Consider the following 3,802-nt stretch of genomic DNA (forward strand, 5'->3'; position numbering starts at 1 on the left):
ATCGGCGCCTGCGCCGCGCAGCCGCCCCTCACGACCGTGGCGGACCGCTGGACGGCCGCCTGCCACCGCCACGAGCAGTGGGGTGAACTGGCCGGCCAGCGACCCAGGCATCCATAGCCAGACACAAGCCGAAGCACGGAAGGAAACCAGGTCAATGCCCGTCGAGTTCATCGGCATGATCAGCACCAAGGACCAGTCGGAAACCAGGCTCACAGCCGGCCCGGTTATCGACACGGACTACGTCCGGCGCTTCGCCCGCGCCCACGAAGACGCCGGGTTCGACCGGGTGCTCATCGGCTACGCGTCGTCCCAGCCGGACGGCGCCCAGGTCGCCGCCTACGCGGCCGCGCACACCGAACGCCTCAGCTTCCTCATCGCGCACCGCCCGGGCTTCGTAGCGCCCACCCTGGCCGCCCGTACCTTCGCCACCCTCGACCAGTTCACCGGCGGCCGCATCGCCGTGCACATCATCACCGGCGGCAGCGACGCCGAACAGCGCCGCGACGGCGACCACCTCACCAAGGACGAACGGTACGACCGCACGGACGAGTACCTGGACATCGTCAAGCAGGCGTGGACCGCGGAAGAGCCGTTCAGCTACCACGGCAGGCACTACCAGGTCGAAGACTTCTACTCGTCCGTCAAGTCGCCGCAACAGCCCCGCATCAACCTCTACTTCGGCGGCTCCTCGGCGGCGGCGTACCGGGTCGGCGGCAAGCACGCCGACGTCTACGCGCTGTGGGGCGAGCCGCTGGCGGAGACGAAAGAGCAGATCGATTCGGTGAACGAGGCCGCGAAGAAGGCCGGCCGCGAAACCCCGCCGCGGATCAGCGTGAGCTTCCGGCCGATCCTCGGCCCAACCGAGGAACTGGCCTGGGAACGGGCCCACCGCATCCTGGAGGCCACCAGGGAGAACATCGACGAATTCAGGAACAGGCGCCGCCGCGGCGGCTGGGGGATCGGCGGCACCGAGCCGGAGAACCGGGGCTCCCAGCGGCTGCTGGCGGCCGCCGCCAAGGGCGAGCTGCACGACCGCGCGCTGTGGACCCCGCTCGCCCAGGCCACCGGCGCCGCCGGCAACTCCACCGCCCTGGTCGGCACCCCGGAAACGGTGGCGCAGGCGCTGCTCGACTACATCGACATCGGGGTCACCACCATCCTCATCCGCGGCTACGACCCGTACGACGACGCGATCGACTACGGCCGCTTCCTGCTGCCGCTGGTCCGCGAGGAAGTCGCCAGGCGCGACGCGGAGAAGCAGGCGGTGTCCGCATGAGCGCGGCCAAGCGGCAGCTCAAGCTCGGCGCGGTCACCTACGGCGTCGGCGGCCCCGGCTCGCCGTACCTGTGGCTCGACGAGGACATCCCGCTCGACGCGAGCGTGAACATCAACTGGTACATCGAGCAGGCCCGGCTGGCCGAAGCGGCCAAGTTCGACCTCATCTTCATCGTCGACAGCCAGTTCATCACCGCCGACTCCCCGCCGCACTACCTGAACCGGCTGGAGCCGCTCACGCTGCTGTCGGCGCTCGCGGTCAGCACGACCCACCTGGGCCTGGTCGCCACCATGACTACCTCCTACAACGACCCGTTCAACATCGCCCGCCGCCTGGCCTCCCTGGAGCTCATCTCCGGCGGACGATCCGGCTGGAACGTGGTGACCAGCGGCGACGCGGGCGCGGCCAGCAACTTCAGCCGCGACGAGCACTACGACTACGACACCCGCTACGCCAGGGGCCTGGAATTCGTGCAGGTCTGCCAGGGCCTGTGGGACTCCTACGAGGAAGACGCGTTCCCGCGCGACCGCGCGACGCGCGCCTTCCTCGACCCGAGTAAGCAGCACGCGCTCCGCCACAAGGGCGACCACTTCCAGGTCGTCGGCCCGCTCAACGTCTCCAGGTCCCCCCAGGGCCAGCCGGTCATCTTCCAGGCCGGCGACTCGGACCAGGGCCGCGACCTGGGCGCGACGATCGGCGAGGGCATCTTCACGCACTCCCCGACGATCGAGCAGGCTCAGGCGTTCTACACCGACCTCAAGGGCCGTGCCGTAGCCAAGGGCCGCGACCCCGACCACATCGTCATCATGCCCGGCGCGCCGGTGTTCGTCGGCGACACCGACGACGAGGCGAGGGAGATCGAGCACGACCTGCAGGAAAGGGACAAGGACTTCGACCGCGCCCTGGCCGAACTCGGCCGCCCCTTCGCCTGGCACGACTTCCGCCAGTACGACCTGGACGCCCCGTTCCCACAGGAGGCCCTGGTCTACGCGGAGCGCGGCTTCCGCACCGGCGCCGAGAAGATCGCCAGGCTGGCGAAGGACAACGACTTCACGCTCCGCCAGACCGTCGAGTTCATCTCGGCGCCGCGCAAGACCCCGTTCGCCGGCTCCCCGGCCACGGTCGCCACCCGCATCCAGGAGTGGTTCGAGGCCCGCGCCCTCGACGGCCTCAACTACAGCGTGGGCCACCCCAGCCAGTGGCGCCGCTTCCGCGAGGAGGTCATCCCCATCCTCCAGGAGCGCGGCATCGTCCGCACGGAATACGAATCGACGACGCTGCGCGGCAACCTGGGCCTCCCCACCCCGGAAAACCGCTACACAAGGTCAAGAAAAGCAGTTCTATCCCGAACGTAAGCCCCCGACTCTCAGGGCTCCGTTTCTCCAGAAGGCCGCGGAGCCTCCCGCCTTTGAGCGCGGGTTCCCCGAATCGGCTCAGGCCGACTCGCTAATCCAGGCCGGACGATGGCGTGTCGCGCCACGTCACGCGAGGACCTTAGGTACCAGGAGTCACTTCTCGCCCAAGGTCGGCGGAGGCGGTGAGGGTGTCCTGGGCGGACTTGCGGAAGGCTGCGACCAGGCGGCTGCGGTCGTCGGACCTGGTGGCCAGCACGACGTGGCTTGGCTCGACGCCGTGCAGCGGGATTGTCGTGAGGTCGGGGCGGATCGCGCTGGCCGGGATGCCGCCGGGGATGATGGCCACGGCCTGGCCGGCGGCGATGAGCTCGTTCTTGTCCTCGATGGCGGCGACGAGGGGGCCGTCGGGGGCGGGGCTCCCGTCGGGGCGGGGGTCGATGCGCCAGTAGGCGTTCCACACCGGGTCGGGCATCCGCGGGATAGGCTCGTCGGCGATGTCGTCCAGGGTGACCGACTCCTTGCCCGCCAGCCGGTGGTCGAGGGGCACCAGCAGCAGCCGGGGCTCGTCGTACAGGATCGTCACGTGCAGCCCGCCGGTCCGCAGTGGCAGCCGGGTCACCGCCGCGTCCACCCGGTGATCGAGCAGGGCCTCGCGTGGCTCGTTCCAGTCCAGGTGCAGGGTCTGCACGTCGGCGTCGGGGCGCTGACGGCGCAGGTTCCTGACCGCCGGGGTGACGATGATGCCCGGGGTGTACCCGACGGTGATCCTGGACGGCTGGGCCGCCGCCCGGGTGGCCGCCGCGGCCTGGGCGGCCGAGCGCAGCAGTGCCTTCGCGCGAGGCAGGAAAACCTCGCCGGCCTCGGTAAGCCGGGTACCTTGCGGGGTGCGGTCGAGCAGCTGCGCGCCGAGCTGCTGCTCGAGCTGGCGGATCTGCCGGCTCAGCGACGGCTGCGCGACGCGCAGGTCGGCGGCGGCGCGGCCGAAGTGCCGGTGCTCGGCGACGACCGTGAAGTAGCGCACCAGCCGCAGATCAAGGTCCGCCTCCGGCGGTGAATCTGCCATGCCGCTATGGTAACCCGCCCATTGCATCGTTCAGGACAAAAGGTGCCTGTGAACTGCGGTGATGCGTTAATCGTATCGCTTGATTCGGAACAGGTCTTGGACGTGGGA

3 protein-coding genes are annotated in these 3,802 nt (G+C 69.8%); 2 read left to right on the forward strand and 1 reads right to left on the reverse strand.

Annotated features, from left to right (window positions below):
* The first annotated feature begins 154 nt into the window (after positions 1-154).
* Positions 155-1,276 (forward strand): LLM class flavin-dependent oxidoreductase, encoded by a 1,122-nt coding sequence (locus tag WA805_RS19480; RefSeq protein WP_422277303.1) that lies wholly within the window; start codon positions 155-157, stop codon positions 1,274-1,276.
* Positions 1,273-2,631: an LLM class flavin-dependent oxidoreductase gene (locus WA805_RS19485; protein ID WP_422286726.1), complete on the forward strand. Its 1,359-nt coding sequence runs from the start codon at positions 1,273-1,275 to the stop codon at positions 2,629-2,631. The genes WA805_RS19480 and WA805_RS19485 overlap by 4 nt, the downstream gene beginning before the upstream one ends.
* A gap of 139 nt (positions 2,632-2,770) precedes the next feature.
* On the opposite strand, the gene WA805_RS19490 is transcribed toward WA805_RS19485, so the two are convergent.
* The gene (locus WA805_RS19490) at positions 2,771-3,694 is read right to left on the reverse strand and encodes a LysR family transcriptional regulator (protein ID WP_425243044.1); all 924 of its coding nucleotides are present in this window, start codon (positions 3,692-3,694) and stop codon (positions 2,771-2,773) included.
* Between the last annotated feature and the right edge of the window lie 108 nt (positions 3,695-3,802).

Origin of the sequence: Trebonia sp. (genome assembly GCF_049794275.1) — a bacterium.
In the GTDB taxonomy this organism is placed as follows: Bacteria; Actinomycetota; Actinomycetes; order Streptosporangiales; family Streptosporangiaceae; genus Trebonia.